Origin of the sequence: Streptomyces sulfonofaciens, from assembly GCF_014656295.1 — a bacterium.
GTDB lineage: Bacteria > Actinomycetota > Actinomycetes > Streptomycetales > Streptomycetaceae > Streptomyces > Streptomyces sulfonofaciens.
The window spans coordinates 143,004-169,035 of record NZ_BNCD01000018.1 but is presented as its reverse complement, the minus strand read 5'-3'; the positions used below and the strand labels follow the sequence as shown (position 1 = coordinate 169,035).

21 protein-coding genes are annotated in these 26,032 nt (G+C 74.4%); 9 read left to right on the top strand and 12 right to left on the bottom strand.

The annotated features are described in order from the left end of the window. Nucleotides 1-634: 634 nt before the first annotated feature. On the top strand, nt 635-1,633 hold the full coding sequence (gene trpS / locus IE313_RS26230) for a tryptophan--tRNA ligase (RefSeq protein ID WP_189936385.1): 999 nt from the start codon (nt 635-637) through the stop codon (nt 1,631-1,633). Between the two features lie 39 nt (nt 1,634-1,672). On the opposite strand, the gene proC is transcribed toward trpS, so the two are convergent. The 5 genes from proC to IE313_RS26205 form a co-directional block, all read right to left on the bottom strand. Further along, complete coding sequence (gene proC, locus IE313_RS26225; RefSeq protein WP_189936383.1) at nt 1,673-2,482, bottom strand: pyrroline-5-carboxylate reductase; 810 nt, start codon at nt 2,480-2,482, stop codon at nt 1,673-1,675. Nucleotides 2,483-2,597: 115 nt separating this feature from the next. Further along, complete coding sequence (locus IE313_RS26220; RefSeq protein WP_189936381.1) at nt 2,598-3,386, bottom strand: ABC transporter permease; 789 nt, start codon at nt 3,384-3,386, stop codon at nt 2,598-2,600. Beyond that, entirely contained in the window at nt 3,383-4,216 is an 834-nt protein-coding gene (locus IE313_RS26215; RefSeq protein WP_189936379.1) for an ABC transporter ATP-binding protein, read from the bottom strand. Before IE313_RS26215 ends, IE313_RS26220 begins: the two co-directional genes overlap by 4 nt. A gap of 206 nt (nt 4,217-4,422) precedes the next feature. Further along, entirely contained in the window at nt 4,423-5,184 is a 762-nt protein-coding gene (locus IE313_RS26210) for a class I SAM-dependent methyltransferase (protein ID WP_189936378.1), read from the bottom strand. Between the two features lie 6 nt (nt 5,185-5,190). Further along, on the bottom strand, nt 5,191-5,775 hold the full coding sequence (locus IE313_RS26205; RefSeq protein WP_189936376.1) for an EamA/RhaT family transporter: 585 nt from the start codon (nt 5,773-5,775) through the stop codon (nt 5,191-5,193). A 174-nt stretch (nt 5,776-5,949) separates the two neighbouring features. Here IE313_RS26205 and IE313_RS26200 point away from each other — a divergent pair, with 174 nt between their 5' ends. Next, nucleotides 5,950-8,640, top strand: coding sequence for a serine/threonine-protein kinase (locus IE313_RS26200; RefSeq protein WP_189936374.1), 2,691 nt, complete (start codon nt 5,950-5,952; stop codon nt 8,638-8,640). A 133-nt stretch (nt 8,641-8,773) separates the two neighbouring features. Here the strand turns inward: IE313_RS26200 and IE313_RS26195 are convergent, their stop codons facing one another. From IE313_RS26195 to IE313_RS26175, 5 genes are all read right to left on the bottom strand, one after another. Next, on the bottom strand, nt 8,774-9,100 hold the full coding sequence (locus IE313_RS26195; protein WP_189936372.1) for an SH3 domain-containing protein: 327 nt from the start codon (nt 9,098-9,100) through the stop codon (nt 8,774-8,776). 175 nt (nt 9,101-9,275) lie between these two features. Further along, on the bottom strand, nt 9,276-11,126 hold the full coding sequence (ilvD, locus tag IE313_RS26190; RefSeq protein WP_189936370.1) for a dihydroxy-acid dehydratase: 1,851 nt from the start codon (nt 11,124-11,126) through the stop codon (nt 9,276-9,278). A gap of 193 nt (nt 11,127-11,319) precedes the next feature. Continuing rightward, complete coding sequence (locus IE313_RS26185) at nt 11,320-11,961, bottom strand: TetR/AcrR family transcriptional regulator (RefSeq protein ID WP_189936368.1); 642 nt, start codon at nt 11,959-11,961, stop codon at nt 11,320-11,322. Beyond that, entirely contained in the window at nt 11,958-12,791 is an 834-nt protein-coding gene (locus IE313_RS26180) for a sugar phosphate isomerase/epimerase family protein (RefSeq protein WP_189936366.1), read from the bottom strand. The genes IE313_RS26185 and IE313_RS26180 overlap by 4 nt, the downstream gene beginning before the upstream one ends. An 82-nt stretch (nt 12,792-12,873) precedes the next feature. Beyond that, nucleotides 12,874-13,818: a Ppx/GppA family phosphatase gene (locus tag IE313_RS26175; RefSeq protein ID WP_189936364.1), complete on the bottom strand. Its 945-nt coding sequence runs from the start codon at nt 13,816-13,818 to the stop codon at nt 12,874-12,876. Nucleotides 13,819-13,920: 102 nt separating this feature from the next. Here IE313_RS26175 and IE313_RS26170 point away from each other — a divergent pair, with 102 nt between their 5' ends. After that, complete coding sequence (locus tag IE313_RS26170) at nt 13,921-14,952, top strand: DUF3109 family protein (RefSeq protein ID WP_373317066.1); 1,032 nt, start codon at nt 13,921-13,923, stop codon at nt 14,950-14,952. A 231-nt stretch (nt 14,953-15,183) separates the two neighbouring features. Here the strand turns inward: IE313_RS26170 and IE313_RS26165 are convergent, their stop codons facing one another. Next, nucleotides 15,184-16,998, bottom strand: coding sequence for a hypothetical protein (locus IE313_RS26165; RefSeq protein WP_229924964.1), 1,815 nt, complete (start codon nt 16,996-16,998; stop codon nt 15,184-15,186). Between the two features lie 242 nt (nt 16,999-17,240). On the opposite strand from IE313_RS26165, the gene radA reads away from it, so the two are divergent. Beyond that, on the top strand, nt 17,241-18,650 hold the full coding sequence (gene radA, locus IE313_RS26160; protein WP_189936360.1) for a DNA repair protein RadA: 1,410 nt from the start codon (nt 17,241-17,243) through the stop codon (nt 18,648-18,650). Nucleotides 18,651-18,731: 81 nt separating this feature from the next. Then, nucleotides 18,732-19,856 (top strand): DNA integrity scanning diadenylate cyclase DisA, encoded by a 1,125-nt coding sequence (gene disA, locus IE313_RS26155; protein ID WP_189936359.1) that lies wholly within the window; start codon nt 18,732-18,734, stop codon nt 19,854-19,856. Nucleotides 19,857-20,290: 434 nt separating this feature from the next. On the opposite strand, the gene IE313_RS26150 is transcribed toward disA, so the two are convergent. After that, nucleotides 20,291-21,115, bottom strand: coding sequence for a hypothetical protein (locus IE313_RS26150; protein WP_189936356.1), 825 nt, complete (start codon nt 21,113-21,115; stop codon nt 20,291-20,293). A gap of 1,364 nt (nt 21,116-22,479) precedes the next feature. Between IE313_RS26150 and IE313_RS26145 the strand changes: the two genes are divergently transcribed. The 4 genes from IE313_RS26145 (at nt 22,480) to cseB (ending at nt 26,028) form a co-directional block, all read left to right on the top strand. Beyond that, nucleotides 22,480-23,439 carry an HhH-GPD family protein gene (locus IE313_RS26145; protein ID WP_189936354.1) on the top strand — a complete coding sequence of 320 codons (960 nt, stop codon included), beginning with the start codon at nt 22,480-22,482 and terminating at the stop codon, nt 23,437-23,439. A gap of 452 nt (nt 23,440-23,891) precedes the next feature. Then, a complete protein-coding gene (locus tag IE313_RS26140) occupies nt 23,892-24,428 on the top strand; it encodes a SigE family RNA polymerase sigma factor (protein WP_189936352.1) in 537 nt (178 codons plus the stop codon). 41 nt (nt 24,429-24,469) lie between these two features. Beyond that, on the top strand, nt 24,470-25,159 hold the full coding sequence (locus IE313_RS26135; RefSeq protein WP_229924963.1) for a hypothetical protein: 690 nt from the start codon (nt 24,470-24,472) through the stop codon (nt 25,157-25,159). Between the two features lie 113 nt (nt 25,160-25,272). Continuing rightward, a complete protein-coding gene (cseB, locus tag IE313_RS26130) occupies nt 25,273-26,028 on the top strand; it encodes a two-component system response regulator CseB (protein ID WP_189936350.1) in 756 nt (251 codons plus the stop codon). The last annotated feature ends 4 nt before the right edge of the window (nt 26,029-26,032 follow it).

Below are 26,032 nucleotides of genomic sequence, written 5' to 3'. Positions count from 1 at the left end.
GTATCAACATATCTGGCGTTGACTTTTGGCACGCTGTTGAGTTCTCAAGGAACGGACACTTCCTTCGTACTCACCGCTACCCTCCGCGGCTTTCCTCCGGGCGTTTCCCTTCGGTGTGTTTGTGACTCTATCAGACTCCCTCTCGGTGGTCTGACACCCTGTCACCGGGCTGTCCTCGCCGCTTGGAGCGGTTCGAACGAGATGAGACTTTAGCGGAACCCCTGCCTCCCGAGCCAATCGGGCGGCGCGTTCTCTCGAACGCCGATTCCTCATTCGCAAGGACACAGCAGAAAGACCGACGAGGATGTCGTCGAACTCGTGATGGGCTCTTGCGGAATGGTGTCCGGGGACCGGCCTGGACCGGCGCTCACGTCGGACAACCCGGAAAACACTACGGAGCGGCCCCGGGCGTGTCAACTTCGCGCTTCGGCTCCCCGGACGCACCCGGCTGTCGTACGGTGGTGCCATGACGACGCATACGCACACCCAGTGGTGGGCCGCCTGACGGCGGCCGGACTGACGTATGCATCCACGGCCGCCGCCTCGGCGGCCGTTCTCGTATCTCCGCTCCGGAGGTTTTGAAGCCCGGCCGGCGGGCCGCGGCGGTCCTCGACGGAAGACGGAGAGCGGAGAGATGACACGGATCTTCAGCGGGGTCAAGCCGACCGGGCACCTGACGCTGGGAAACTACCTGGGCGCGATCAGGCGCTGGACCTCGGTCGACCAGCACCGGGCGGACGCCCTGTTCTGCATCGTCGACCTGCACGCCCTGACCGTGGCGCACGACCCGGCCCGGGTGCGGCGCCTGACGCGCCAGGCGGCGACGCTGCTGCTGGCCTCGGGACTCGACCCCGAGCAGTGCACCGTCTTCGTGCAGAGCCATGTGGACGAACACGCCCGGCTCTCGTACCTGCTGGAGTGCGTCGCCACTGACGGCGAGATGCGCCGGATGATCCAGTACAAGGAGAAGTCGGCGCGTGAGGGGACCAGGGGCAGGAGCGTACGGCTCTCGTTGCTGACGTACCCGGCGCTGATGGCGGCGGACATCCTCGCGTACGGCACGGACGAGGTGCCCGTCGGGGACGACCAGGTCCAGCACGTCGAGCTGAGCCGGGATCTGGCGGTGCGGTTCAACCAGCATTACGGCCGGACGTTCGTCGTGCCGCGCGCGACGTACCCCGGTGTGGCGGCGCGGGTCATGGACCTACAGGATCCGACGTCGAAGATGGGGAAGTCGTACGAGTCCGGCGCGGGCATCGTCTACCTGCTCGACGAGCCGGACGTGGTGCGGCGCAAGGTCCTGCGGGCGGTGACCGACAGCGGGCAGGACGTCGTGTACGACCGTGCCGCGAGGCCGGGGGTCTCGAACCTGCTGGAGATCCTCTCGGCCTGCTCGGGTGACGCCCCGGAGGCACTGAGCAGCTCGTACCGGTCCTACGGGGCGTTGAAGAAGGACACCGCCGAGGCCGTGGTGGAGGTGCTCAGGCCCGTGCAGCAGAGGCATCGGGAGCTGGTGGCGGACCCGGCGTACGTGGAGAGGGTGCTGCGGTCCGGCGCGGAGCGGGCTCGGGCGGCTGCCAGACCCCGGGTGGACGCGGCCCACCGGGCGATCGGGCTGCTGCCGCCCGGCTGAAGGGGCTGGGCGAGGGCCGCGGGCTCGGCGGGGTGCGGATCAGCCGGTGCCGGAGGCGAGGGCGCGGCTGCGGTCGCGGGCGGCTTCCAGGGCCGCGAGGAGGGCCGCGCGCACGCCGTGGTTCTCCAGCTCGCGGATGGCGTTGATGGTGGTGCCGGCCGGTGAGGTCACGTTCTCGCGGAGCCTGACCGGGTGTTCACCGCTGTCGCGGAGCATCACGGCGGCGCCGATCGCGGCCTGCACGATGAGCTCGTGGGCCTTGTCCCGGGGCAGGCCGAGGAGGATGCCGGCGTCGGTCATGGCCTCGACGAGGTAGTAGAAGTAGGCCGGGCCGGAGCCGGAGAGGGCGGTGGCGGCGTCCTGCTGGGCCTCGGGGACCCGCAGGGTCTTGCCGACGGCGCCGAAGACGGCTTCGGCGCGGCTGAGGTGCTCGTCGGTGGCGTGGCTGCCGGCGGAGATGACGGACATGGCCTCGTCGACGAGGGCGGGCGTGTTCGTCATGACCCGGACCACGGGGGTGCCCTCGGCGAGGTGCTGTTCGACGAAGGAGGTGGGGATGCCCGCGGCGCCGCTGACGATCAGGCGGCCGGCGGGGGTGTGCGGGGCGAGTTCGTCCAGCAGGGCGCCCATGTCCTGCGGCTTGACCGTGAGGATCAGGGTGTCGGCGGTCTTGGCGGCCTCCGGGTTGCTGACGGGTGCGACGCCGTAGCGGGCGCGGAGTTCCTCCGCGCGCTCGGCCCGGCGGGCGGTGACCAGCAGGTCGGCCGGGGCCCAGCCGGCCCGGATCACTCCGCTGAGCAGGGCCTCGCCGATCTTTCCGGTGCCGAGAACTGCGACTTTGTGGGTCATGAGCCATGTCCTTCGCTGCGTCTTACGCCTCCATCCTCGCACCGGGCGGCGCATCGCGGCCGTGATGTCCGGTGGTCGGGACGGCGTGGCGCAGGGCGCAGGGCGCGTACCCGGGTCAGGGGGTGCGCCGGCGCAGTGTGGCGGCGCCGAGGCCCAGTACGAGGACGGCGCAGCCGGCGACGATCGCGCAGTCGCGGATGAAGGTGCCGGTGACGTCGTCGTGCCGGAGCACCTGGTTCATGCCGTCGACGGCGTAGGACATGGGCAGCACGTCGGAGATCGCTTCGAGGACCGGATGCATGGTGGAGCGCGGGGCGAAGAGGCCGCAGAGGAGGAGCTGGGGAAAGATCACCGCGGGCATGAACTGGACCGCCTGGAACTCGGAGGAGGCGAAGGCCGAGACGAAGAGGCCGAGCGCGGTGCCGAGGAGGGCGTCGAGCAGGGCGACCAGGAGCAGGAGCCAGGGCGAGCCGGTGACGTCGAGGCCGAGGCCCCACCGGGCGAGGGCGGTGGCGAGCGCCGACTGGAGCACGGCGAGGCCGCCGAAGGCGAGGGCGTAGCCGCCGATCAGGTCGGCCTTGCCGAGGGGCATGGCGAGGAGGCGTTCGAGGGTGCCCGAGGTGCGCTCGCGCAGGGTGGCGATGGAGGTGACCAGGAACATGGTGATCAGCGGGAAGATGCCCAGCAGTGAGGCGCCGATGGAGTCGAAGGCGGCCGCGTTGCCGTCGAAGACGTAGCGCAGCAGGAGGAGCATCACGCAGGGCACCAGGATCATCAGGGCGATGGACCGCGGGTCGTGGCGGAGTTGGCGCAGGACCCGGGCGGCGGTGGCGAGGGTCCGCGGGACGAGGAGCGCGGGGCCCGGGCGGGGTGGTGCGGGGGCGGTGGCCGGGACTGCGGTCATCGGAGGAGGTCCTTTCCGGGGCGGACGGGTTCGGCCGGGGCGGTGCGGCCCGCGGCCCGGTCGACCAGGTGCAGGAAGGCCGCTTCGACGCTGTCGGCGCCGGTGCTGCTGCGCAGGGCGTCCGGGGTGCCCTCGGCGAGGATCGCGCCGTCGCGCATCAGGAGGAGCCGGTGGCAGCGTTCGGCCTCGTCCATGACGTGCGAGGAGACCAGGAGGGTGGTGGCGCGCTCGGCGGCCAGGGAGTGGAAGAGGTCCCACAGGTCGCGCCGGAGCACGGGGTCGAGGCCGACGGTGGGTTCGTCGAGGACGAGGAGTTCGGGGGCGCCGAGGAGTGCGACGGCGAGCGAGACGCGGCTGAGCTGGCCGCCGGAGAGGTTGCCGGCGAGAGCGTCGGTGTGTGCGGTGAGGTCGACGTCGGCGAGGGCGCGGGTGACGTCCGTCCTGCGCCGGTCGGCGTTGGCGCGGCCCGGGGCGAGCACCGCGGCGAAGTACTCCAGGTTCTGACGTACGGTCAGATCGGTGTAGACGGACGGCGCCTGGGTGACGTAGCCGATCCGGGGCCGCAGCGCCGCGCTGCCCGCGGGGTGGCCGAGGACGTCGAGGGTGCCGGTGACCCTGTCCTGGGTGCCGACGACCGCCCGCATCAGGGTCGACTTGCCGCATCCGGAGGGCCCCAGGAGTCCGGTGATCCGACCGCGGGGCACGGTGAAGTCGAGGCCGCGCAGGACGGTGCGGGTGCCGCGCACGACCGCGAGGTTCGCGGCTCGCACGGCCGGGAGCGGGGAGGGGGCGCCGGGGGACGGGGCGTCGCCCGGCGAGTAATTCATCATGTGATGAATACTGGCGGTGGGCCGGCCCTGCGTCAAGGCGTCCGCGCGTCCCGCGGGGCAGCGGCACGGAACCGGGCCGGACCAGTTCAGCTCGGCCCATGTCAGCCCGGCTCAGGTCCGGTCAGCTCAGGCCAGCCCAGCTCAGGCCAGCCCAGCCCAGGTCCGATCAGGTCAGGTCAGCTCAGGTCAGGTCAGGTCAGGTCAGCTCAGGGACGGTGGGCGGTGAGGAGGTCGACGACGTAGGTCTCCTCGACGGTTTCGTCGGGGAACGCCGCACGGAGCAGCGCACGCTCGCGGGTGAGGAAGTCGGCCGCCGCCCCGTCCGCCTGGACCAGGAAGATCGAATGGCTCGCGAGGTTGGCGAGGTGGTCGTCGAGGGGCAGCCGGCGGCTCCAGCGCACCTGGCGGTGGGTGAAGTCCGGTCCGCCGCGTGAGCCGCGCACACGGGTGGCGGTGCCGTGGGCGCCCGCTCCCGCGCCGAACCGCTCCTGGATCCTCGCGTGCTGCTCGGCCAGCCACGCGACGTCGTGGTCGAGGACGTTCCACCAGAGCGCGAGGGTGCCGCCGGGGCGCAGGACGCGCAGGGCCTCGGGGACGGAGCGCGCCGGATCGGTCCAGTGCCAGGACTGGGCGTAGGTGACGAGGTCGGCCGAGGCGCCCGCCAGGGGCAGGGCATTGCCGTCACCGCGCACCAGCGGCACCCGGGGCAGGGTCCGGCGGAGCCGCGCCGCCATGCCCGCACCCGGTTCGACCGCGAGGACGCGGGCACCGCGGGCGGCCAGCAGCGCGGTGGAGATCCCGGTGCCCGCTCCCACGTCCACCACCCGCGCCCCCGACAACGGGCGGCCGGCGCACTCCTCCACGGCGTCCAGGAGGGCGGGCGGGTAGGACGGCCGGTGCGCGGCGTACCCGTCCGCGACCGCGTCGAAGGAGCGGGCGCGGGACGGCGGGGGCCCGTTGGCGGCCATGCCGCGCTACCCCTTCCGCTTCTTCCTGCGGGCGGCCGGGTTGCCGGTGCGGCGTGCCGTACGGCGTTCGTGCTCCTCCCGGGCCGTCTCGTACCGGGTGCGGAGCAGCCGCTCACCGGGGGCCTCGACGAGGCAGCGGGCGGCGTAGGCCAGCAGGACGCCGAGGAAGCCGATGGCCGTGAAGCCGCGCATGGACGTCTGTGCCGTGGCGTCGGGCGCGCTGGCGAACCCCGTCCAGGTGCGCCTGAAGGAGACCGCGCTGCACATCGCGAACGCCACCACGACCAGCAGGTTCACCAGCGAATCCGGCTCACCGGCGGTCAGCCCCTGGTAGGCGAGGCGGAGCACCAGGGCACCGGCGGCGGCCGCGACGAGGGCGCCCGCGGCGAGGCCGAGGCGGCGGGCCGCGTAGCCGCCGTCGTGGTCCACCCAGCTCGTGCCGAAGAACCGGAGGGGTTCCGGTTCGGGGGCGCCGGCGGGTTTCGGGGCGGCCGGGTCGGAAGCTGCCCGCGGTGCCGGGGCCCGCCCGGTGCCCGCGGTACCGGCGGCGCCGGCGGCCGAGGTTCTGGGAGTACCGGATGCGTTGCTCACACGTCGATTATCCGCCCCGCCGCCGCACGGCGCCGGGGGCCCGGGGCCCCGCACGGCCGGGCGGCGCGGCACGCGGAGCGTTCCGTACGGCGCGGGCGGCGTGGCGTCCGGGCGGGGACAGGCTAGTTTTGTCAGGGCACGACGGTACGGAACGCCCGGGGGAGGTCGACCAGAGTGCAGCTCCGTGCGGGAGATCCCGAGACGATCGGCGGCTACGCGCTGCGGGAACGTCTCGGTTCCGGTGGCATGGGCACGGTCTTCCTGGCGCGCACGCCGTCCGGGCGGCCCGTCGCGATCAAGCTCATCCACCAGCAGTTCCTCGACGACGACGAGTTCCGGACCAGGTTCCGGCAGGAGGTGGCCGCGGCCCGGCGGGTCAGCGGCGCGTTCACGGCGGCCGTCGTCGACGCCGATCCCGACGGGCCCCACCCGTGGATGGCCACCACCTACATCTCGGGGCCCACCCTCGCCCAGCGGATCACGGAGGACGGCGCGCTCGGCGGCGCGGAGCTGCGCACGCTCGCCATCGGCCTGGTGGAGGCGCTGCGCGACATCCACCGCGCGGGAGTGGTGCACCGCGACCTCAAGCCGTCGAACGTCGTGCTCTCCCCCGAGGGCCCGCGCGTGATCGACTTCGGCATCTCCCGCGCCACCGACCACCAGACGCTCACCATGACCGGCCGTGTCATCGGGACGCCGCCCTTCATGTCGCCCGAGCAGTTGCAGGCGCCGCGCGAGGTCGGGCCGGAGTCCGACGTCTTCTCGCTGGCGACCCTGCTGGTCTACGCGGCCACGGGCCAGGGGCCCTTCGACGCCGACAGCCCCTATATGACGGCGTACCAGGTGGTGCACGAGGCGCCGGTGCTCGCCCAGGTGCCCGCCCCGCTGCGGGCGGTCATCGAACCCTGCCTGGCCAAGGAGCGCGAGGGGCGGCCCAGCGCGGACGAACTGCTCGACCAGTTGCGCGCCCTGCCCGAGGAGCTGACCGTCTCGGCGGACGCCGCCGCGGCCGCCGCCGCCCGTGACGCGGACCCCGACACCCGGCTGCTGTCCCCGCAGACGCGCGAGCGGCTGCGCAGGGCGCGCAGCGGCGAGCAGGGCGCCCCGGGCGACGGCGGCCCGACGCTTTTCGGCTACTCCGTGCACCAGGCCGGTGCGGACGGCGCGGAGGACGCGGACACCCATCCGGGGCGCGGTGCGGGTGCGCTCCACGGAGACGGGACGGGCGCGGTCCACGGAGACGGTGGGGGCGCGGTCCACGGAAGCGGTGCGGGTGGCGTCCACGCAGGCGCGGGCGGTGCCCGTCCGGCAGGCGCCGCCCCGCCGCCCCCGGCCGCCGTCCACCCGGCCGCCCATGCGAAGGCTCCCCGCCACCCGGAGGGGGCCGCCCGTGCGGGGGCCGCGGACCCCTCCGCGCGCCCGGACCCCTCCGCGCGCCCGGGCACCCCGGACGTCGCGGACGTAGCGGACGTAGCCGACGTCCCGGGCACGCCGGCCGCCGCGCCGGTCCGCGCCGGAGGTCCCGCGCGTTCCCCCGGCGGCACCCGCGCCACCGGGCCCCTCCTCCGCCCGCTCTCGTCGCGCGGTCTGCGCAGCCGCTGGCGGACGGTGGTCGCCGTCGCGGCCGCGGTGGCGGCGATCAGCACCGGGGTGGCGCTGCTCGGTTCGGGCGGCGCCGAGCGGGACAGCACGGGCAGCGGCCTGGCGGACGGCGCGGACCGCGGCTCCGTCGCCGCGGTGCAGGCGCCGCCGCCCGCGGGCTTCCGGCCCTGGCACACCACCGTGCAGGGCGGGCTGAAGATCACCGACGAGCTGCGCTGCGTGGCCGGCGGCGACTCGGTCTACTGCGGTGGTGGCGGGGTGCTGGCGGCCCGGCTCAGGGCCGCGGACGGCAGCCAGGTGTGGCGGCGCACCAGCCCGGGGGTGCCCACCCAGAGCCTGTACATGGTCGGCGCCACGGGCGGCACGGTGGTCGGTTACCGGATCGCGGCGGACAGCACGGAGAAGGTCGTCGCGCTCTCCGCCCGGGACGGCGGGGAACTGTGGTCGGCGCCCCTCGCGTCGCGGTCGACGATCTTCACGGGCCGCACGCAGGACGCGGTGCTGCTCGGTTCCCGGGTGTTCACGGTCGACCCGGCCCGCACCCGGATCGAGGCACGGGAGGCGGGCTCCGGCGCGCGGAGCTGGGCCACGGACTTTCCCGCCGGGGACGAGTGCAGCCCGATCGCCGCGGGAACGCGCCTGTACGCGATGTGCGCGCCGCGTGCCGAGGTCGCCGCGATCGACATCACCCATCCCGACGTCCGCACCGTCGATCCGGCCACCGGCGCGCTGGGCAGGCCGGTCGCGGTACGCGGGGACGTGTGGCCGGTGGGCGGGGCCGACGGCGCGCTCGTGCTGCTGAGGCGGCATCTGGTGGGTCCCGCCTTCGACGGCTACACCGATGTGCTGTGCCTCGACCCGGCCACCGGCGAGGTCACCTCGTCACCGCTTCGCCACGGCACCGGGACGACGGCGGAACTGGCGGGCGGCACGCTCTACCTCACCAACGCCGACGGGCAGATCAGGGCCGTCGACCCCGCGACCGGCCGGGCGCGCTGGTCGGCCCGGACCAGCCTGGAGGCGGCCTCCGGCCCCGTGCTCTCGCACGGAGTGCTGTACTTCAGCTCCGCGAGCGGCCGGGTCCTGGCCCTGGACGAACGCACCGGCCGGCAGTTGTGGAGCACGCTGCCGCGCACCGACAGCGCCTTCGGCGAGACCAACGCGGCACCGCGCGTCACCCTGTCCGGCGGCGCACTGATCGCGACGGCAAGCCACAACACGGTCTTCGCCTTCGCCACGTCCAGGCCGCCGAAGGCGCCCTGAGCCTTCAGGAGCCCTCAGAGAAAGGGGCGCGGACGGTGACACCGCGCCGCGCCCTCCCCGCCCCCGCCCGGCGGGCGCCGGCGCCGCCGGTGCCCGCCGTCCCGCTCCCCCGGCGGGTGCTCCGGCAGATGTCTCAGCAGCGGGGTGCCACGTATCCGTCGCTTCCGGTGCGGACATAGGTGTCGGACACATAGCGGCCGCTGCCGATGCGGTCCCAGACGTTCGAGGTGCCGAGCGGGCCGACGACGGTCTGGCCCGGGGTCTGGCAGCCGATGGTGACCATGCTGCCGGCCGCGAGGGTGCCCACCTTCGCGTACGACGTGCCCGGGCCCGAGCGGACGTTCACTTGGGCGACCACCGGATAGCTGACCGCGGCCAGGGCGAGCACCGCGGCCTCGGTGGCCGTCGTGTCCTGCGTGCCGTCGTCTCTCGTGTCGCGCGTCGTGATGCTGTCGGTCATGCGTCCTCCCCCGGCACGGCGCTCCGGCGCTCGGGTGAGCGCCGTGCCGTGCCTCCACATTGGACCTGTTTTCTGGCTTGTTCGCCACAGATAAAGACGCCCCCCGCGGCGCGACAGTTGCACCGAGGGGGGCGTCGAAAGGTGAGGGAGGGTCAGGGGATCCCCGGCCGGGGTGTCAGCCGAGCTTGGACACGTCGCGGACTGCGCCCTTGTCGGCGCTGGTCGCCATCGCGGCGTAGGCCCGCAGGGCGGTCGGCACGTGCCGGTCGCGGTTCGCCGCGACGTAGTCCCCGCCGATCGCGGCGCGGCGGGCCTCCAGGGTGGCGTCGTCCACCAGGACGTCGATCGTGCGCCCGGGGATGTCGATGCGGATCGGGTCGCCGTCCTCGACGAGCGCGATGGTGCCGCCGGACGCCGCCTCGGGCGAGACGTGGCCGATGGACAGACCCGAGGTGCCGCCGGAGAAGCGGCCGTCGGTCACCAGGGCGCACACCTTGCCCAGGCCACGGCCCTTCAGGTACGAGGTCGGGTACAGCATCTCCTGCATACCGGGCCCGCCCCTGGGGCCCTCGTAGCGGATGACGACGACGTCGCCCTCCGTGATCTCCTTGCGCAGGATCTTCTCGACGGCCTCCTCCTGCGACTCGCAGACCACCGCGGGACCCTCGAACGTCCAGATCGACTCGTCGACGCCCGCGGTCTTCACCACGCAGCCGTCGACGGCCAGGTTGCCCCTCAGCACGGCCAGGCCGCCGTCCTTGGAGTAGGCGTGGGCGACGTCGCGGATGCAGCCGGAGGCGGCGTCCACGTCCAGGCTCTCCCAGCGCTCCGACTGCGAGAACGCCTCAGCGGAGCGCTTGCAGCCCGGTGCCGCGTGCCACAGCTCCACGGCCTCGTCGGACGGCGAGCCCCCGCGCACGTCCCAGGTCTCCAGCCATGCCTTGACCGAGGGCGAGTGGACCGTGTGCACGTCCTCGTTGAGCAGGCCGCCGCGGTACAGCTCGCCGAGGATCGCCGGGATGCCGCCCGCGCGGTGCACGTCCTCCATGTAGTACGTGGTGGTGGGCGCGGTGTTGGGGGCGACCTTGGCCAGGCAGGGCACCCGGCGCGAGACGGCGTCGATGTCGGACAGGTCGTAGCCGACGCCGGCCTCCTGGGCGGCGGCGAGCAGGTGCAGGATCGTGTTGGTGGAGCCGCCCATGGCGATGTCGAGCGCCATGGCGTTCTCGAAGGCGGCGTGCGTGGCGATGCTGCGCGGCAGCACGGACGTGTCGTCCTGCTCGTAGTACCGCCGGGTCAGCTCGACGAGGGTGGTGGCGGCCCGCTCGTAGAGGGCGCGGCGGGCGGTGTGGGTGGCGAGCACCGAGCCGTTGCCGGGCAGGGCGAGGCCGATGGCCTCGGTGAGGCAGTTCATCGAGTTGGCGGTGAACATGCCGGAACACGAGCCGCAGGTCGGGCAGGCGTTCTCCTCGATGCGCAGCATGTCGGCGTCGGAGACGGACTCGTTCACGGCGTCGGACATGGCGTTGATCAGGTCGAGCTTGCGGACCGTGCCGTCGACGAGGGTGGCGCGGCCGGCCTCCATGGGGCCGCCGGAGACGAAGATCGTGGGGATGTCGAGCCGCAGGGCGGCCATCAGCATGCCCGGGGTGATCTTGTCGCAGTTGGAGATGCAGATCAGGGCGTCCGCGCGGTGCGCCTCGACCATGTACTCGACCGAGTCGGCGATCAGGTCGCGGGACGGCAGGGAGTAGAGCATGCCGCCGTGGCCCATGGCGATGCCGTCGTCGACGGCGATGGTGTTGAACTCGCGCGGCACCGCGCCGGCCGCCTTCACGGCCTCGCTCACGATCCGGCCGACCGGCTGGAGGTGGGTGTGGCCGGGCACGAACTCCGTGAAGGAGTTGGCGACCGCGACGATCGGCTTGCCGATGTCCTCGCTCGCTACACCGGAGGCGCGCATCAGGGCGCGGGCGCCCGCCATGTTGCGGCCGTGTGTGACTGTGCGGGACCTCAGCTCGGGCATCGTCGCTCGCTCCTTCTCAGGGGTGACTCCCCGCCGAGCCTACGCCGCCGCTCCAGGATTCGGACAGGGAGTCCGGGATACGGGATGCAGATCTCGTCCGCGGGCCGCCGGCGGGGCCCCGGGCGGGATGTCCGGGTGGGATGTGCCGGGTGGTGCGGGAAGGCCGGGTGCGGGGCGTGCCCGCGCGGGGGGCTCAGGGCTTCGTGCCGGGGGCGCCGTCGCCGAAGCCGGTCAGGTGCCCCTGCACCACGGGGGCGACGCGCGCGATGATCTCCTCCGCGGTCACGGACGCCAGCGGCTCGACCTTGATCACGTAACGGAGCATGGCGATGCCGACCAACTGGGCCGCCGCGAGTTCGGCCCGCAACTCCGCGTCCGGCAGGTCGAGCTGCCGGACGATCCTGCCCAGCAACTGGGCGGCGACGAGCCGGCGGAAGACGGCCGCGGCGGTCTCGTAGCTCACCGCGGAGCGGACGATCGCCAGCAGCGGCGCACGGGTCGCCGGGTTCTCCCAGATGCCGAGGATGAACCTGGTCAGCCGTTCGCCGACGGCCTCCGGCGGCCCCGCGGCCAGGGCGTCGGCGCCGGTCAGCGCGGGCGCGAAGGCGTCGGTGATCGCGGCTTCGAAGACCTGCTCCTTGGTGCCGAAGTAGTGGTGGACGAGCGCCGGGTCGACCCCCGCGGACTTGGCGATGCCGCGCACGGACACCTTCGCGTAGCCGCGCTCGGAGAACTCCTCGCGGGCCGCCTCCAGGATGCGGTCACGGGTGCCGGGGCCCTGTGCCGCCCCGGCGCGGGGCGGGCGCCCGCGGCGGCGGGGCGCGGGATCCGTCATGAACGGGCGGCGTCCTGCGCGCCGCGCGGGGAGGCGAGGTGCAGCCGAGTGAAGGCCAGGGCCTCGGCGAGGTCGGCCTCGCGCTCGGCGCCCGACATGGCACGGCGGGTGTTGACCTCCACCACGATGTGCCCGTCGAAGCCGCTGCCCGCCAGGCGCTCCAGCAGCTCGGCGCAGGGCTGGGTGCCGCGGCCCGGCACCAGGTGCTCGTCCTTGCCGGAGCCCTGGCCGTCGGCGAGGTGGACGTGGCCGAGCCGGTCGCCCATGCGGTCGATCATCTTCAGGGCGTCGGTGCGGGCGGTCGCGGTGTGCGAGAGGTCGACGGTGAAGTGGCGGTAGTCGTGCTTGGTGACGTCCCAGTCGGGCGCGTAGGCGAGCATCTCGCGGTCGCGGTAGCGCCAGGGGTACATGTTCTCGACGGCGAACCGGACGTCCGTCTCGTTCGCCATCCGCCATATGCCGTCGACGAAGTCGCGCGCGTACTGCCGCTGCCAGCGGAACGGCGGATGGACGACGACGGTGCCCGCGCCCAGCCGCTCGGCGGCGGACCTGGCGCGCTGCAGCTTGGTCCACGGGTCGGTGGACCACACCCGCTGGGTGACGAGCAGGCAGGGGGCGTGGATGGCGAGGACCGGGATGCGGTGGTAGTCGGCGAGGCGGCGCAGGGCCTCGATGTCCTGGCTGACGGGGTCGGTCCAGACCATGACCTCCACACCGTCGTAGCCGAGGCGTGCGGCCATGTCGAAGGCCGTTGCCGTCGACTCCGGGTAGACGGAGGCCGTCGACAGGGCGACCTTCGCGTCCGGGACGCGTACGACGGTTTCTGCCACGGGGACCAGGTTACGGGGGCGTTGGGGGTGGTGGAGTGTGGGGCTCTTCACGTCCGGGGGTCCGGGGGCCCGTCCGCCGCCCTCAGGACCGCGGCCGGGCCGGCGCGAGGCTGTCGAGGCGGCGCAGGATGACCCCCTCGCGCAGCGCCCACGGGCATATCTCCAGCGTCTGCACCCCGAACAGGTCCATCGCCCCCTCGGCGACCACCGCCCCCGCGAGCAGTTGCCCGGCCCGGCCCTCGGAGACGCCGGGCAGCTCGGAGCGCTGCCGCGCGGTCATCGCGGCGAGCCGCGGCACCCAGTCCTCCAGGGACTTCCGCTTCAGCTCCCGCTGCACGTACAGCCCCTCGGCCGAGCGCGCGGCCCCCGCGATCCTGGCGAGCTGCCGGAACGTCTTTGAGGTGGCGACCACGTGGTCGGGCCTTCCGAACCGGCTGAACTCCCCCACGACCTGCGCGATCCTCGCACGTGCGTGCTTGCGCAGCGCCCGGACGTCCGCGGGGTCCGGCGGGTCGCCGGGCAGCCGGCCCGCGGTCAGCCGGCCCGCGCCGAGCGGCAGCGACGCGGCGGCGTCCGGCTCCTCGTCGATGCCGAACGCGATCTCCAGCGAGCCGCCGCCGATGTCCAGGACGAGCAGCCGGCCCGCGGACCAGCCGAACCAGCGGCGGGCCGCGAGGAAGGTGAGCCGCGCCTCCTCGTCGCCGGCCAGCACCTGGAGGGCCACGCCGGTCTCCCGCCGCACGCGGGCCAGCACCTCGTCGGCGTTCCTGGCGTCGCGCACCGCGGAGGTGGCGAACGGCAGCAGGTTCTCGACGCCCTTGTCCTCCGCGATCCGGAGCGCGTCGCGGACCGTGCCGACCAGCCGCTCGACGCCCTCGGGCCCTATCGCGTCCCGTTCGTCGAGGAGCTGGACGAGGCGCAGGTCGGACTTGTGCGAGTAGGCGGGCAGGGGCCGGGCCCCGGGGTGTGCGTCCACCACCAGCAGATGCACTGTGTTCGAACCCACATCCAGGACACCGAGTCTCATGCGCGGAACGCTACTGTGCACGGTGCCGCCGACCGCCGCCAGGGCCGTGCGGGCCTGGGTGGCAGCCCCGTCGGGAGCGGTGCGGACGCATACTCTGGAAGCGTGCCAAAGACGAAAAAGGCAAAGGACCACAAGTCTGCCGACCCCGCCCACGCCGCCAAGCGGCGGCGGAAGGAGCCGAAGCAGCGGGAACAGCGTGAGCGCGACCGTGGGCCGCAGGGGCCCGGGCAGCAGAAGCTGCCCCGCGAGGCGCCGCCGCAGCGGCCCGGCGAGCCGGACGAACAGGGCCTCGACTTCGCCCGCGCCTGGGTGGAGTTCCCGGACCCGGCGGACGACGAGCAGGTCTTCCGGTGCGACCTGACCTGGCTGACCTCCCGGTGGAACTGCATCTTCGGCGCCGGCTGCCAGGGTATCGAGGCGGGGCGCGCCGCGGACGGCTGCTGCACGCTCGGCGCGCACTTCTCGGACGAGGAGGACGAACAGCGCGTCGCGTCCCATGTGGCCCGACTCACACCGGACATCTGGCAGCACCACGACGTCGGCCGTGCCACGGGGTGGGTGCAGGAGGCCGACGACGGCGAGGGCGGCCGCGAACGGCAGACCAGGCGCTGGCAGGGCACCTGCATCTTCCAGAACCGCGCCGGCTTCGACGGCGGCGCGGGCTGCGCCCTGCACATCCTCGCGCTGCGCGAGGGCCGGGAGCCGCTGGAGACCAAGCCGGACGTCTGCTGGCAACTGCCGGTGCGGCGCACCTACGACTGGGTGGACCGGCCGGACGACACCCGTGTGCTGCGGGTCTCGATCGGTGAGTACGACCGCCGCGGCTGGGGCCCCGGCGGCCACGACCTGCACTGGTGGTGCACGTCCGCGCGGTCCGCGCACGGTGCGGGGGACCCGGTGTACGTGTCGTACCGCGCCGAGCTGACCGAGCTGATGGGCGAGCAGGGGTACGGGCGGCTGGTCGAGCTCTGCGAGCAGCGGCTGGCCAGGGGCCTGCCGCTGCTCGCGGCGCACCCCGCGGATCCGGCGGCTCCGGTGGCTCCGGCGGCTCCGGCGGCTCCGGTGGCTCCGGCGGTGGACGCGGTGGGCGCCGTGGACCAGGTGGACGCCGCGGGTCCGGCGGAGACGGTCTAGGACGCCGCGAACACCGGGGGTGCCGCGGGCGTCGGGAACGCCGGGAACGCGGGCCGGCCCACCGCCGCCGATGGCGACGCCCCTGGGACGAGTGCCGGGGCACGGGCCCCGGGGCGAACGGCTCCGACACGGGTCCCTGGGCGAACGGTTCGGACGTCCTCCCTGAGGCGAACGGTTCGGACGCCCTCTCCGGAGCGAACGTTTCGGCGTCGCCCCCGGGGGCGGGGCCGTTCAGACGGCGGTGGCCCCCTGGTACACGGGTGTCGGCGGAGGTGCCGACGGCGGGATCGCGAGGTGCGGAATCTCGGTGGGCGGAATCTCGGTGGGCGGGATCACCGTGGGCGGGATCGGTGGGCCGCACGGGGTGCCGTCGCTGCCGGGGGACGCGGGGGCCGGGCCCGTGGCCGTGCGGCCCGCGGTGGCCCCGGTGGGCGCCGGGCCCACCGGTGCGCGGAGCACGCCCGCGTGCCCGCCGTCCGACGGGTGGCGCGCTCCGTGACCGTCGACCAGGAGGACGGCACCGGCCGGCGGGAAGGCGAGACGTGCGCTCCGGTGGCCTCGCGGTGCGCGGCTCCCCTCGGCGTGGACCCGCACGCCGGTGCTCTCGCCGGGGCCTGGCGCGCCCGGGGACCGGCTCGGGGGCGGCCGGTGGGCGCCTCCGGCCCCCGGCGACCCGTGCACGGGCGTGCCGCGGGCCGCGGTGAGCGCCCGGGAGCCGGTGCCACCGCCCTGCCGCGCGGTCGTACCGAGGCCGGTGGCGGGCGGCGGACCACCCGGGCCGAGCACCCCCGCCCGACCGCCGGGCGCACCACCGCCCCGGGCGGGGCCGGAGCCCGGGACACCGGGCCCCGTGGCCTCCCGGGTCCTCCCGGGGGCGGGCACGGGCCCGTCGTGCTGGATGAAGCGCTTGTCGACCGCTCCGACGGGGACGGTCGAGGCGCCGTCCCGGTCGCCGGCGGGAACGGCGTCACCGCGGTAGGCGGCCCACAGGGAGAGCAGCGGCGCGGCCAGCACCGCGGCCACGACGGTGGTGGTCACGGCCCGGGCGCGCAACCGGTGGCAGCGCCCGACGTGGTCCTTGGGCTCCACCGGGTAGCCGCGCCGGTCGAACCGCGGTCCCCTGCCACGCGCGCGCGTGGCGGCCACCATCGCGGCGTGCAGCGCCGCCCTCGGCGCCGCGACCAGCGGCAGCTTCACGGGCAGGACGCTGGTGCCGGGCCAGACGCCCTCGACCAGCCGCTCTGCGGTGCCGCGGCAGCGCGGGCAGGCGTCGACGTGCCGGACGAGCCGGCGGCACAGCACGGCGCCCAGCGGATCGCCGCCGGTGAGCCCTCCCGCCACCGGGCAGGCTCCCCCGGCCATGACGGCGAGGGCGGCGCGGGTGCGCTCCACCTCGCAGGCGGCCGAGGCGATCACTTCCCGCGCGGTGGCCGGTTCGACGCGCAGCACGGCGGCCACCTCGTCCGCGCCGAGCCGGTGCCGGGCGGTGAGCTCCAGCGCCTCCCGCTGCTCGGGGCTGGTGCCCGCGGCCTCGGGCCACGCCAGCACGGCCAGTTCCGCGCGGCGCCTGCGCCGGACCGGGTCAGGCAGGCCGGCCCGCTCGCCCCGGGCACCCGTGCGCGGCTCACCGTCCGTGCGCGGCTCACCGTCCGCGCGGCCCGCCGCGCCCGAGGTGCCGTCTCCGCGCCGCCGCGGCCCGCGGGCGGGCGCCCTGCGGTGCGGACGGCGCGGGTGCGCGAGGTGCCGGAGGCACGCCCAGCGGGCGAGCGCGTACAGCCAGGCGCGGTGCTCCTTCGGGTCCGCGGGGACGCGGGAGCGGCGGTGCTCGGCGGCGGCGAGGGCGTGGCCCAGGGCGGTCGTCGCGGCGTCGTGGTCGCGGAGGACGGACAGGCAGTACGTGAAGAGGCCGTCGAGGTGGGGACCGTGAGGCGCGGGCGGGCACCGCGGCCCGGCCTCCGGCACCGGTGGCACCGCCGGCGCCCGCGGGCTTCGGTGCGCCTGGTGTGCGCGGGTGGGGTGTGCGAACGTCTCCGACCGGCTGCTCATCACCCGTGCGACCGTAGGCGGGGCGTGGCGAATCCTTCCTCCGCTGAGGGCACTTTTAGCCCTTACGGGTGATGACATCCCCCAATAGGGGACACCGGCCGGGGGTGACGCCAAGCTCGATCGGTTGACGCCCGTCCCCCGATCGGGGCCGGCGACCACCGGCGTGCGGACGGCACGACCCGGTACACGGCACGACCCGGTGGGCGTCGCGGTGTCAGTGGCGGGCGCTAACGTTCCGTGTCATGGCTGCCCGTACGAAATCCGGCAAGGACCGGCCGTCCTACCGCTGCACCGAATGCGGCTGGCAGACGGCCAAATGGCTCGGCCGCTGCCCCGAATGCCAGGCGTGGGGCACGGTCGAGGAGTACGGAGCCCCCGCCGTGCGCACCACGGCCCCCGGCCGCGTCACCACCTCCGCGGTCCCCATCGGCCAGGTCGACGGCCGCCAGGCCACGGCCCGCAGCACCGGCGTCCCCGAGCTGGACCGGGTACTGGGCGGCGGCCTGGTACCCGGTGCGGTGGTGCTGCTGGCCGGCGAGCCCGGCGTGGGCAAGTCGACGCTCCTGCTGGACGTCGCGGCCAAGGCGGCCGACGAGGAACACCGCACGCTGTACGTCACCGGCGAGGAGTCCGCGAGCCAGGTGCGGCTGCGCGCGGACCGCATCAAGGCGATCGACGACCACCTGTACCTGGCCGCCGAGACCGACCTCTCGGCCGTGCTCGGGCACCTGGACGAGGTCAAGCCGTCCCTGCTGGTGGTGGACTCGGTGCAGACCGTGGCCTCGCCGGAGATCGAGGGCGCGCCGGGCGGCATGGCGCAGGTCCGCGAGGTGGCCGGCGCGCTGATCCGCGCGTCCAAGGAGCGCGGCATGGCCACGCTCCTGGTGGGCCACGTCACCAAGGACGGCGCCATCGCGGGCCCCCGGCTGCTGGAGCACCTGGTCGACGTCGTCCTGCACTTCGAGGGCGACCGGCACGCGCGCCTGCGCCTGGTCCGCGGCGTCAAGAACCGCTACGGCACCACGGACGAGGTCGGCTGCTTCGAGCTGCACGACGAGGGCATCATCGGCCTCGCCGACCCGTCCGGCCTCTTCCTCACCCGCCGTGACGAGCCGGTGCCGGGCACCTGTCTGACGGTCACCCTGGAGGGCCGCCGCCCGCTGGTCGCCGAGGTGCAGGCGCTGACCGTCGACTCCCAGATCCCCTCCCCGCGGCGCACCACCTCCGGCCTGGAGACCTCGCGGGTGTCGATGATGCTTGCGGTACTGGAGCAGCGCGGGCGGATCACCGCGCTCGGCAAGCGCGACATCTACTCGGCCACGGTCGGCGGCGTACGGCTCACCGAGCCCGCCGCCGACCTCGCCGTGGCGCTCGCGCTGGCCAGCGCGGCCAGCGACACCCCCCTGCCGAAGAACCTGGTGGCCATCGGCGAGGTGGGGCTGGCGGGCGAGGTGAGGAGGGTCACCGGCGTCCAGCGGAGGCTGGCGGAGGCGCACCGGCTGGGCTTCACCCACGCCCTCGTCCCGGCGGACCCCGGAAAGATACCGACCGGTATGCGGGTCACCGAAGTGGCCGATATGTCCGATGCGCTGCGCGTACTGCCGCGGAGCCGTCGGCGGGAGGCCCCGCAGGAGGCGGTGGAGCGCCGGTAGACTTTGCCCCGGTCTCGCCCATCCGTACGAATGCGGGGTACGAAAGCAGGGGCGGGCCGGACCCGCGACCGGAGGAGTGCAGTGGCAGCCAACGACCGGGCGTCAGCTCCCGGCAAGACCGGCGGGAGCTCCGGCGCCGACGGGCTGATGCGCGCCTCGCTGAGTGCGGTCGCACCGGGCACCGCGCTGCGTGACGGCCTGGAGAGAGTCCTGCGCGGCAACACCGGAGGGCTGATCGTCCTCGGCTCCGACAAGACCGTCGAGGCCATGTGCACGGGCGGCTTCGTACTGGACGTGGAGTTCACCGCGACGCGGCTGCGCGAGCTGTGCAAGCTCGACGGCGGGATCGTGCTGGACAAGGACCTCACGAAGATCCTGCGCGCCGGAGTGCAGTTGGTGCCCGATCCGACCATCCCCACCGAGGAGACCGGCACGCGGCACCGCACCGCCGACCGGGTCAGCAAGCAGGTGGGCTTCCCCGTCGTCTCCGTGTCCCAGTCGATGCGGCTGATCGCGCTGTACGTGGACGGGCAGCGGCGGGTGCTGGAGGACTCGGCGGCGATCCTGTCCCGCGCGAACCAGGCGCTGGCCACCCTGGAGCGGTACAAGCTGCGGCTCGACGAGGTGGCCGGGACGCTGTCCGCGCTGGAGATCGAGGACCTCGTGACCGTACGGGACGTCACGGCGGTGGCGCAGCGCCTGGAGATGGTGCGGCGGATCGCGACCGAGATCGCCGAGTACGTGGTCGAGCTGGGCACGGACGGGCGGCTGCTCGCGCTGCAACTGGACGAGCTGATCGCCGGGGTGGAGCCGGAGCGGGAGCTGGTGGTCCGGGACTATGTGCCGGCACCCACGGCCAAGCGGTCCCGGACGGTGGACGAGGCACTGTCCGAGTTGGATGCGCTGTCGCACGCGGAGCTGCTTGAGTTGCCCACCGTGGCCCGGGCGCTGGGGTACACCGGGGCCCCGGAGACGCTGGACTCCGCCGTGTCGCCGCGTGGCTTCCGGCTGCTGGCGAAGGTGCCCCGGCTGCCCGGGGCGATCATCGATCGGCTGGTGGAGCACTTCGGGGGGTTGCAGAAGCTGCTGGCGGCCAGCGTGGACGATCTGCAGACCGTGGACGGGGTCGGGGAGGCTCGGGCCCGGAGCGTGCGGGAGGGGCTGTCCCGGCTGGCGGAGTCCTCGATCCTGGAGCGCTACGTATAGCCCCCGGTAGCCCCGGTAGGCGCGGTAGCCCCCGGCCCGGCGGGCGTACGTGCGCACCGGGACACCGGGCTCCCGCCTGAACGGCCGGGAAGGCGCCGCGTCCGGCACGGCGCTGCCGCACCCCGACGGGGACGGCCACCGCCCTCGCCCCCGCTGCCGCGGTGGGCTCACAACGGGAAGCCGAAACCCGTGAGCTGTTCCGACCGGGTCCACAGGGCCCGGGCCTCGGCGGGATCGTCGGCTCCCGCCGGCAGCCGGACGGTGCTTGGCGTGCCGGAGGTCTGATCACGACCCGCCGGACCGATGAACTGCCCGCTGCCCGCCTTCGGACTGGTCGCCGCGTACAGCGACGGCCACGCCGCCCCAGCTCGTCGCGCCGTGACCGGGCCCCTCACCCGAGGACCGTGGCCGCGCTTCCTCGCCCGCGGCCCCGGTCAGTCCTCGTCGAGCACGAATGACGCCTGGGTCTTGGGAAATCCGGGTGTCCGGGCCTCGACGAGATAGCTGCCGGCCGCCGCCGGGGCCGAGGAGTGCCTGGCGCAGTGCGGTGCGCTGGACGCGCGGTTCCAGGTGACCGTGTGGGTGATGCTGGAACCCGCGGGCACGCGCAGGAACAGGCTGCTGCCGTCCTCGGGGCAGTCGTCGGAAGCCCAGACCCGCTTGTCCGAGTCCGCCTGAGTGACCGTCAGAACGGCGTTCCTGGGGCCGAGGTCGATCTTGCAGGCGCTCGCGGAGGAGTTCTTCGCGACGAGTTGGAAGCGGGGATCGCGGTCCGGCGCATAGGTGTTGGCGACACTGCGCAGGGTGAGCCGCACCGTGCTGTGCGAGCAGGTCGGCAGGCTCGTGCCGGCCGGGATCTCGTCCGCGGAGTCGCCGCCCACCTGGGAGCCGCCGCCCGCCGCGGAGCCCCCGCCGCCCGCGGCTCCGCCGACGCTCCCGGCGCCGCCCGCACCGGACCCCGAGCCATCCGCACCGGCCGTGTCACCGGCACCGCCCGACGATCCGCCGCCGTCCGACTCGTCACGTCCGCCGGGGCGTTGGCTGATCGCGGGGCCGGACCCGGACGGCCCCGGGGTGATGGACGGAACGGGGTTCTTGCCCTCGGCACGGCCGGTGTCCTTCTTGCCGCCCCCGCCGCCGGACGTCATGAACCAGAAGACGAGCAGCGCCGCGACCGCGAGCGTGCCCAGCATGATGGCCCTCCGTCGCCAGTAGATGGTGGAGGGAAGCGGCCCGACCGGATTGCGCAGAGATCCCACGGCCCAAACTGTACGAGAGATCCGCGCGCAGTCCTGCCGCACCCGCCGTACCCGGCCAAGTTTTGCCGATCATCATCACGGCCGGCGCCCCGAAGGCGCCCGAACTGCCCGTTCCGGCCCTGTCCTTCGGCGGGGGCCGGACCCGACGCGGGCCGGATGTGCCGGAGCGTGTCCGGTTCGTCCTGTTCCCGGCTCCGGATGGCTTCGACGCCGATCTCCACATCGGCGTCACAGACTTCGCGCACGGCGCTCCCGGCCTGCTGCGGGGGTTCGGCGAGATCTGGACGACGGCCGGACCGTGGCTGTTCTGCGGGGTGTTCGCGGGCGACGGGGGTCGGCGGGTCGGCGGGTCGGCGGGTCGGCGGGTCGGCGGGTCGGCGGGTCGGCGGGTCGGCGGGGAACCGTCGACCGGTGGCGGAAGTCGGGACCGTGGCGGAAGACGTGGACCGGTGGCGGGCGACGCGCACTTGCGGCGGGAGGCGGGAACCGGCGGCCGGCGCGGGGGGCCGGGACGGGAGTTGGCCGTCGCGCTGCCGCCGGTGCCGGTGGCCGCCGCCGTGGCGTATGCGGCGGGCGGAGTATTCAAGTCGCCGGTGGCGGACGGGAAGTGTCCGTGCCGGACGGTGACCGGGCCGGGCGTGGCCTTGTCGTGACGGTGACCGGGGCGGACGGTGACCCGGGCGGACGGTGACCGGGGCGGACGTGCCACCGGTGGCCCGTGCGGCCGGTCCGCGTCGTCCGGCACCGCGGCCGCCGCTCCGCCCGCGGTGGCCGGTTGCCCGGATGCCGCCGGAAGCGGTCGGCCGGGCGCGGGCGGCGCGGGCGGGCAGCGTGGCCCTCGGCACGATCCACGCGCCCCCGACGTCCGCCTCGCGCGCCACGGCCCCGCGGTCCGGCGACCGCCAGAACCGAAAGCCCCTAACTCCCGATCACCACCCGCACGCCCCGCACCCGCACCCGCACCCGCACCCGCACCCGCAGCGGTAGCGGTAGCAGTAACGCGAACGCGGCCGGTGCTCCGCCCTGCGCCACGGTGCACGGCTCCGCCCCACGCCCCGCACAGCGAGGCGTAGGCCACCATCCGGCAACCACGGCCGGCAGGCGGCCGCCCGGGGCCGTGCCCGGCGTGCCGCTACGCCGCCGCTCCGTCGGGGCTCGCCGTTACGCCACGGCTCCGTCAGACGGCGGACCCGGCCCGGCGCAGGCCCCCGCGCCCCCGACCGCAGGCACGCCACGTCCCCCACACCGCAGGCACGCCCCGCCGCCACACCGCGTGCGGGGCGGTCGCCGCCGCACCCAAGAGGCCCACATCCCGGCCACGTAAACCACTCGCGTCCCCACACCCGTGCGAGGATCGCTGTGTCATGACTGCGCCCACACAGAACACCGCCCCCTCCATGCCCGCGCCCGCGCCCACCCCCTCCGAGCCCGCCCCCGTGGCCCCGCGGGCCCACCAGGACCTGCACACCCCCGTCCTCGGCTGGTTCGCCCAGCACGCCCGCGACCTCCCCTGGCGCCGTCAGGAAGCCGGCCCGTGGGGTGTCATGGTCAGCGAGTTCATGCTCCAGCAGACCCCCGTCAGCCGTGTCCTACCGGTCTACGAGCAGTGGATGGCCCGCTGGCCGCGCCCCGCGGACCTCGCGGCCGAGGCGCCCGGCGAGGCGGTCCGCGCCTGGGGCCGGCTCGGCTACCCGCGGCGCGCCCTGCGCCTGCACGGTGCCGCCGTCGCCATAACGGAACGGCACGGCGGCGACGTGCCCACCCAGCACGCCCAGCTCCTCGCCCTGCCCGGCATCGGCGAGTACACCGCCGCGGCCGTGGCCAGCTTCGCCTACGGACAGCGGCACGCGGTGCTGGACACCAACGTCCGCCGGGTGCTGGCCCGCGCGGTGACCGGAGTGCAGTACCCGCCGAACGCCACCACCGCGGCCGAGCGGAAGCTGGCCCGTGCGCTGCTGCCCGAGGACCCCGGGACCGCGGCGCGCTGGGCGGCGGCCTCCATGGAACTCGGCGCGCTGGTCTGCACCGCCAAGAACGAGAACTGCGCCCGCTGCCCCGTCGCCTCGCAGTGCGCCTGGCGCCTGGCCGGCAAGCCCGAGCACGACGGCCCGGCACGCCGCGGCCAGACCTATGCGGGCACCGATCGCCAGGTCCGCGGAAAGCTGCTCGCCGTCCTGCGGGAGGCCACCGGGCCGGTGCCGCAGGCCGCGCTCGACCGGGTGTGGCACGAGCCCGTCCAGCGGGCCCGCGCCCTCGACGGCCTGGTGGCCGACGGCCTGGTCGAACCCCTCGCGCACGGCGCCTACCGCCTGCCGCTCACCTAGAGCCTGCCACCGCCCACCCGCGCCCCGGCCTCGGAATCGGGACGTCCACGACCGGTCCGGTACCGGCGCGCCGAACGCGCCGGCCCGGGCCGCCTCGTCCGTCCCCTCCGCACCTGCGTGCTGTCTCCGTCACACAACCACCTGTTACACAACCGACGGACAGCCGTGCGTCCGCCGCAGGCTGCCCCGCACGAGCCCGTGACAACACCGCCGTAGCGTCATCCCCGACGCCGTGGACCACCACCGCGCCCCGTACCGCACAACGGCGGCGGGACCGCGGAGCGCACGGCGGATCACGAGCAGGAGTGAGCGGCGCGACCACGCGAGGGGGCGTGGCGGACGGCGCGGGGACAGGCCGCGAGCGGCGCACGGCGGGGCCGGGGGAACAACACGACGGCACCGGGCGGGCCCGCCGCGAACGGCAGGCGAAGGTTTGAGCGGAGGCGGTTGGAATGGTGCACGGCGAGGTGCTTGAGTTCGAGGATTACGTACGCACCCGGCACGACGCCCTGCTGCGCAGCGCCCGTCGCCTGGTCCCCGACCCGGTCGACGCGCAGGACCTGCTGCAGACCGCGCTGGCCCGCACCTACGGCCGCTGGGAGGGCATAGCGGACAAGCGGCTCGCCGACGCCTATCTGCGCCGCGTCATGATCAACACCCGTACGGAGTGGTGGCGGGCGCGGAAGCTGGAGGAGGTCCCGACCGAGCAGCTTCCCGAGGCGACCATCGACGACTCCACCGAGCAGTACGCGAACCGCGCGCTGCTGATGGACGCCATGCAGGTGCTGGCACCCAAGCAGCGCAGTGTCGTGGTGCTGCGACACTGGGAGCAGATGTCCACGGAGGAGACGGCCGCCGCCCTCGGTATGACCGCGGGAACGGTCAAGAGCACGCTGCACCGCGCGCTGGCCCGGCTCCGCCAGGAGCTGGAGAGCCGCGCCCGCGACGCGCGCGCTCAGGACGGGGAGCGGGAGCGTTGCGCGGCCTAGGCAGACGGCACCTCGGGGCGGACGGCGTCCGCGAGCCTGCGATGACAAGCCCGACGGCACGGCGGGCGGCCCCCGCGAGAACCGCGCGCGCGGGCCGCGGAGCCACCGCGGGCGCGATCAGGGCCGCCGCCGCGCTGGCCGCGGCGACCGGGCTGGCACTCGTCGCAGGCTGTTCCACCGGCGGCACGGGCGCACGTGACGAGGGCCCCGCGCACACCGACCCGGTGGGCCACGCCGCCGCGCCCTCCCCCACCCCCAGCACCGTGCCCCTGCCGAGCCGGCAGCGGGTCAACCCGGTGAAGCTCGTGATGGGCGACCCGAAGGTGAGCGAGGAGGTCAAGAAGGGGCTGAAGCCCTGCATGACCAACGGCTACCCGGTCGACGCCTCCTACGGCAAGCTCACCGGCACGGCGGCCACCGACGTCCTGGTCAACGTACTGACCTGTGATTCGGTCGGCGTAGGGTCTTATGTGTACCGCGAGGAGAAGGGCCGGTACGAGAACGTCTTCCAGGACGAGGAGCAGCCCGTCTACGCGCAGATCGACCGCGGTGACCTGGTGGTCACGCAGAAGGTCTACGAGCGCGGCGACTCGGTCACCTACCCGTCGAGCGAGGACGTGATCACCTATCGCTGGTCGGCGTCGGCGAACCGTTTCACGGAGCAGGACCGCACGCACAACGACTACAGCAACGCGGTGGGCGGCGAGAAGACCCCCACCGCCGACAACTGAACCGTCCGCGCGGCGTCCGGGATCCCGGACGGCACCGGCGGACGGCACGGACCACAGCAGCGGCCGGCGGCGCCAAGCGGCGGCGCCCGGTCATGAGGGAGCGGCGGAAGCGGATGACGCAGCGGACGGCAGAGCCCACCCATGTCCTGTTCGTCGAGGACGACGACGTCATCCGTGAGGCCACCCAGTTGGCCCTGGAGCGCGACGGCTTCGTGGTGACCGCCATGCCGGACGGCCTGTCGGGTCTGGATGCCTTCCGTGCCGACCGCCCGGACATCGCCCTGCTCGACGTGATGCTGCCGGGCCTCGACGGTGTGAGCCTGTGCCGCAGGATCCGTGACGAGTCCACCGTCCCGGTGATCATGCTCTCGGCACGCGCCGACTCGATCGACGTCGTGCTGGGCCTGGAGGCCGGCGCCGACGACTACGTGACCAAGCCGTTCGACGGCGCGGTGCTGGTCGCCCGGATCCGCGCGGTGCTGCGGCGGTTCGGGCACGCGAGCGGTGCCGGGGCGGGCGCGCGGGCGGGGGCGGCCGCGGGCCCACCGGGGCAGGGACCGGACGGCACCGCGGACGGGCGCCGCGGCGTACTGCGGTTCGGCGACCTGTCGGTGGACACCGAGGGCATGGAGGTGCGGCGGGCCGGTGAGCAGGTGGCGCTGACGCCGACCGAGATGCGGCTGCTGCTGGAGTTCTCCACCGCGCCCGGCACGGTGCTCTCCCGCGACCGGCTGCTGCAGCGCGTCTGGGACTACGGCTGGGGCGGGGACACCCGTGTCGTCGACGTCCATGTGCAGCGGCTGCGCACCAAGATCGGCCAGGACCGGATAGAGACGGTCCGCGGTTTCGGCTACAAGTTGAAGGCATGAGCTG